Origin of the sequence: Streptomyces calidiresistens (assembly GCF_014141525.1) — a bacterium.
Lineage (GTDB): Bacteria > Actinomycetota > Actinomycetes > Streptomycetales > Streptomycetaceae > Streptomyces > Streptomyces calidiresistens.
Map to the genome: position 1 here is coordinate 1 of NZ_VKHS01000348.1, position 5560 is coordinate 5560.

General features: G+C 72.7%; 4 protein-coding genes. 3 read left to right on the top strand and 1 reads right to left on the bottom strand.

The annotated features are described in order from the left end of the window. Nucleotides 1-628: 628 nt before the first annotated feature. A complete protein-coding gene (locus FOE67_RS15065) occupies nucleotides 629-2155 on the top strand; it encodes an FAD-dependent monooxygenase (protein ID WP_182664520.1) in 1527 nt (508 codons plus the stop codon). A 120-nt stretch (nucleotides 2156-2275) separates the two neighbouring features. Here FOE67_RS15065 and FOE67_RS15070 read toward each other — a convergent pair whose 3' ends face one another. Next, on the bottom strand, nucleotides 2276-4177 hold the full coding sequence (locus tag FOE67_RS15070) for a penicillin-binding transpeptidase domain-containing protein (RefSeq protein WP_323384953.1): 1902 nt from the start codon (nucleotides 4175-4177) through the stop codon (nucleotides 2276-2278). A 272-nt stretch (nucleotides 4178-4449) separates the two neighbouring features. On the opposite strand from FOE67_RS15070, the gene FOE67_RS15075 reads away from it, so the two are divergent. After that, nucleotides 4450-5328 (top strand): helix-turn-helix domain-containing protein, encoded by an 879-nt coding sequence (locus tag FOE67_RS15075; RefSeq protein WP_182664522.1) that lies wholly within the window; start codon nucleotides 4450-4452, stop codon nucleotides 5326-5328. A 4-nt stretch (nucleotides 5329-5332) separates the two neighbouring features. Then, nucleotides 5333-5551, top strand: coding sequence for a DUF397 domain-containing protein (locus FOE67_RS15080; RefSeq protein ID WP_182664524.1), 219 nt, complete (start codon nucleotides 5333-5335; stop codon nucleotides 5549-5551). Nucleotides 5552-5560: the final 9 nt, after the last annotated feature.

A 5560-nucleotide genomic window follows, 5' to 3' on the forward strand; every position in this document is an offset into this window, starting at 1 on the left:
GACCCGCCCTGCCCCCCGGGGTCGTGACCGGGGAAGGCCGAGGGCCCCGGGGCCGGTCCGGGCGACTGCCCGACCGGATGCGGACCACCGCGGTGGACCGGTGCCGCATCGCGCCGCGGGCGTCGCCCCGCCGAGGGGACCGGGACGGGCCTCCGCGTCACCCGCCGGGATCCCGACGCCGTCATCCCGGGGCCGCCCCGTGGCCGGCGCTTCCCGCCCGCACGGGAATCCCGCCACGATCGGGTGTCCGCCGCTCGGCAGCCGGCGGCGGGGCGCCCACCGCCCCGCGGCGGAGGCACGTGCCCGTCCGCTCGCGGCGGGGGCGGGGAACAGGGGCGGAGAAGAACAAAGGCGAGGAGGTCATCGACTCCCCGCCACTCTCAACCTATAGCGCACCGGGGGGCTTGCGGCAAGACCCGGCTCGTGCCGCAGAATGACCGACCGAGGTCGGAATCCGAAAAAACAACGGATTCGCGAAGTATGCGCGCTCCTGTCCTCCGACGGGTCGCGGGTACGTCGAACCCCCGGTGGAGCCGCGTCGCGGTCGCGGACACCCCGGGTGGAGGCGCGGGCGGGGGAGCACACGGAGCGGCCGACCACCATCCGATGAGGTGCGAGGGGGGATCCCGTGATCGATGTGATCGTGGTCGGCGCCGGGCCGACCGGCTTGATGCCGGCCTGTGAGTTGCGGCTGCACGGCGTGCGCGTGGTCGTGCTGGAGAGATTGGCGGAGCCGACCGGGGAGCCCCGTGGGCGCGGCCTGCACGTGCGCAGCGTGGAGATCATGGACCAGCGCGGCCTGTTGGACCGTTTCCTCGCCGTCAGTGGGAAGTTCCGGGTCGGCGGTCTCTTCGGGGGTGTCACCAAGCCGTGGCCGGACCGCCTGGACACCGCTCACCCGTACGGCCTCGCCACCCCGCAGCCGGTCACCGAGCGGCTGCTCACCGAGCGCACCCTCGAACTCGGTGCCGGGATCCGGCGGGGTTGCGAGGTGATCGATGTGTGCCCGGACGAGGACGGGGTGACCGTCGAGCTGAAGAGCGGGGGCGCGGTCGCCGGAGCGGGGGAGGGCACCCGTCTGCGCTCGCGCTGGCTCGTGGGGTGCGACGGCGGCCGCAGCACGGTGCGCACACGGCTCGGCGTCGGCTTCCCCGGCGAGCCCGCCACGATCGAGACGCTGGTGGGCGACATGGAGCTGACCGGTGATCCGGCGACGGTCGCCGCCGTCGTCGAGGAGGTCCGCCGGACCCAACCGCGGTTCGGCGTCATCCCCGACGTGGACGGGAACGCCGGGCTGTACCGCGTCGTCGTACCCGCCGAGGGCGTGGCCGAGGAGCGCGCCGGCGCACCGACCCTCGATGAGTTCCGGCGGCAGCTGCGGGTGTTCGCGGGCACCGACTTCGGCGCGCACTCGCCCCGCCGGCTCTCCCGGTTCGGCGACGCCACCCGGCAGGTCGAGAGCTACCGGGTCGGCCGGGTGCTGCCGGCCGGCGACGCGGCGCACGTCCACCCCCCGACCGGCGGGCAGGGGCTCAACCTCGGCGTGCAGGACGCGTTCAACCTCGGCTGGAAGCTGGCCGCCGCCGTCAACGGATGGGCACCGGCGGGACTGCTGGACACCTACCACGCCGAACGGCACCCGGTGGGCGCCGCCGTCCTGGAGAACACCCGGGCGCAGATGACGCTGCTGGGAACCGATCCGGGCACGACCGCGCTCCGGGAACTGTTCTCCAGGCTGATGGACTTCGAGGAGGTGAACCGGTACGTGACGGAAATGATCACCGGGGTCGGGGTCCGCTACGACTTCGGCGGGGACCACGACCTGCTCGGCCGGAGGATGCGGGACCTGGAGCTGGGGCGCGGTGGTCGTCTCTACGAACTGACGCGCGGCGGCCGGGGGCTGCTGCTGGACCGGACCGGCCGGCTTTCGGTGGCGGGCTGGGCCGATCGGGTCGACCACGTCATCGACGTCGGTGGGGAACCGGACGTGCCCGCGGTGCTGTTGCGGCCGGACGGACACGTGGCGTGGGTCGGCGGGGATCAGCGGGAGCTGCTCGACCGGCTGCCCCGGTGGTTCGGCGCCCCGACGGCCGAACCGCGCGTCGAGGCGCCGCCCGGGGGGCCGTGGGCGGCCGGCCCGGACGCGCCCCGGTAGCGGTCGCCCGGGGCCGGCGCGGCACGGGTGTCATCCGGCGGGCGCCGCCGGATGACACCCGTGCCGGCCGACCACCTCGCGGTCCGCGGCGGGCACCCGCCCCCGGCCGGCGGACCCGGGTCAGCGGGCCGAGGGGGCCACCGCATCGCGCAGGAACTCCGCCGCCACCGGCCCGGCGTGCGAACCGCCCGAACCGCCGTCCTCCAGCAGCACCGCGAAGGCCAGGTCCTCCTCGGCGAGGAACCCGATGATCCAGGCGTGGGTGGAGAGCTCCCCGTCCTCGCCGGCGACGAACTCGGCGGTGCCGGTCTTGGCGTGCGGCCCGCCCGGCACGTCCCGCAGTGCGGAGGCGGTGCCCTCGGTGACGGTGGCCCGCATCATCTTCCGCAACTCCTCGACGGTGGAGTCCCCGAGACGGGTGGGCGGCTCCCACACCTCCCTCTCCTCGTCGGGGACCAGCACCGGCTGGTGAAACTCCCCCGCCGCCACGGTGGCGGCGACCGCGGCCATGCCCAGCGGGCTCGCCTCCACCCGGGCCTGGCCGATCAGCGAGGCGGCGAGGTCGCTCTCGCCGTCGGCGACCGGCACGCTGCCGTCGAAGGTGGTCAATCCCGCGTCCCACTCGCCGCCGACGCCGAAGGCCAGGGCGACCTCCCGCAGGGTCTCCGGCGCGAAGCGGTCGCGGTTGCCGATGAACGCGGTGTTGCAGGAGGCCGTGAAGGCCTCGTGCAGGGTGGTGTCCGGGCCGAGTTCGAACTCGTCCTGGTTGTGGAAGCGGTAGCCCCGGACCACCTCCTCCTTCGGGCAGCCCAGTACCTCGTCGGACGCGACACCGCCCTCCAGCAGGGCGGCGGCGGTGATCACCTTGAAGCCGGAGCCCGGCGCGTACCGGCCCTCGGCCGACCGGGCGAAGTCCAGCGGCTGGTCGGCCAGGGCCAGCACCTCGCCGGTGGAGGGGCGCACGGCTGCGATGGAGCCGTTCTGTTCCTGGGTGGCCAACGCCTCCTCGGCCGCCTCCTGGATCATCGGGTCGATGGTGGTCTCCAGCGGTTCGCCGTCGACGCCGCCCTCGCCCTCGGCCAGGGTCTCCACCGCGCTCGCGGACTGTCGTTCGGCGATCACCACCGAGGTGAGGGGGACGCCGGCGAGCCGGTCGTCCCAACGGGCCTGGAGCCCCGAGGTGCCCTCACCGGTCTCGGGGTCCACCCCGCCGACCACCGAGCGGGCGGCGTACGCCAGGGGGCGGGAGGACTGGTCGAACTGGAGGCCCAGCACGGCGTTGAGCTCGTCGCGGTGTTCCTCGTACAGCTCGTCGCGGATGGTCACCACGTGGACCGCCCGGTCCGGATCGGCCTGTTCCACGCGCTCCGCGAGGGCCTCGGTGTCCACGCCCACGTCCAGGGCCTCGATGGCGGCCCACGCCTGCTCGGGATCGGCGAGCACCGCGGGCCAGACGCTGATCGACCACACCTGTCCGCTGCCCGCCAACTCGCTGCCGTCGGCGGCCAGGACGGGCGCGCGTTCGGGCTTGTCGGTGGTGCGCATCAGGGTCTGTCCGTCCGCCAGGTCGGGGTGGAGGAGGGAGGGCTCCCAGTGCACCAACCAGCCGGTGTCGGTGGGGGCGTCCTCCGGGGCGGGGAGCAGGGTGATGCTCGATTCCACCGTCCACTCGGGCAGGCCCTCGCCGAGGTCGTAGACGACGGTGTAGGGGACGGCGACGGCCCCGGTGGGGGCGTCCGCCCCCGCCTCCCCGACCTCCCCGACCGAGACGGTCTCGCGTCCCTCGGGGGAGAGGTTGCGGTTCACCGACTCCAGCAGTGAGGCCGCCGCCTCGGGGTCGTCGGTCAGCCGGGCCGCGGGTTCCACCTCGTTGTCCAGCGGCCAGGCCCGCAGGAACTCCTCGGCCAGTTCGACCGCCCCGTCCGTGGGGTTGTCGTCGTCACCGCGCACCAGGAGGAGGACGACCGCCCCCACCGCCAAGGCCATCAGGGCGATGGCCGGGATCATCACCTTGCCGCGCACCGCTTTCCCCGCTCCCCGGGGGCCGCCTGCGCCCCCAGCGCTCGACACCTGCCCACACCCTACACACGGCCGGCGGGACCTTTCGGCCCTTCGGGAGCCGCCCCGGCGAGGGCCCCCGGGGCGGCGGGAGAGCGGTGGGGCTGAGCACGGGAATTCCCGCACCGCAATTTTTCTTTCCGCCACCCGGCGAAACGCAGTTCGATTATTCGACGAGAGGGGCGACCCGAACCATGCGGCACACTGTCCCTGCTCACCCAGACGAGGAGAACGAGATGGGGCAACCGGTCACCACCGTCCGCCGAATGCGGCTCGGCATGGAACTGCGTCGCATGCGGGAGAACGCACGCGTCTCACAGAACGCGGCGGCCACCGCCATCGACGGGAGCGATACGAAAATCAGCCGGGTCGAAGCGGGCAGGACGAGCCTGACCCGCCTGGAACTCGACGCCCTGCTGGATCTCTACGGCATCACCGACCGCGAGTTCCGCACCGGCCTACTGGAACTCAACCGCACCGCCAGGCAACGGGGATGGTGGCAACAGCACCACGACGTCATGGCCCCCAAGCTCCAGGAACTGATCGAACTCGAATCCACCGCCAGCCGGATCTTCGAGTACGAGGCCATCGTGATCCCCGGCCTGTTCCAGACCCGCGAGTACGCACAGGCCGTCATCTCGGGCTTCCCGACGCCCCCCGACCTGTCCGTGGAGGAGGCGGTGCGCATCCGCCTGGACCGTCAGGCCCTGCTGGAGGCCCCCGATGCCCCCTGGTTCGTCTGCGTGCTGGACGAGGCCGTACTGCACCGTCGGATCGGCGACCACGCCGTGATGGCGGCCCAGTTGAGGAAACTGGTCGAGATGGGACGGCTCCCCCGGGTGTCCGTCCGGGTCGTTCCCTGCTCCCGCGGGGCCCACGCCGGCACGGACGGCAGCTTCCGTTTGTTCGAATACTCCTCCCCCGTCGATATGGACATCGTCTTTCTGGAACAGAAACGGAGTAGGATTTTCATCGAGGACGAAGCGGACCTGACGCCCTACCGCGTCGCGGCGGAGCAATTGCGTGATCGCGCACTCTCCCCGGAGGATTCCGAGCGCCTCATCACGGCCCTCGCGGCCGATTTCGACGAACTCCACGAGAGCGGTCAGGAGTGAACCCATGCGACACGGCCTTCCCATCGATCGGTGGCGGAGATCCAGCCGTTCCAGCGCCGAGAGCGGAAACTGCGTGGAGATCCAGACCACCGACGACGCGCTGATAGCCGTCGGTGACAGCAAGGCACGTGCCCACGGGGCCCTCGTTTTCCCACCCGCCGCCTGGACGGCCTTCCTCATCGGGCCCGGAACCGGTATTCCTCCCCTCCGCCACCACCCGTGAAGTCGGCCC

Coding starts and splice junctions, on each gene's coding strand:
- FOE67_RS15075 (WP_182664522.1), top strand. CDS start 4,450: ATGGGGCAACCGGTCACCACCGTCCGCCGAATGCGGCTCGGCATGGAA.
- FOE67_RS15080 (WP_182664524.1), top strand. CDS start 5,333: ATGCGACACGGCCTTCCCATCGATCGGTGGCGGAGATCCAGCCGTTCC.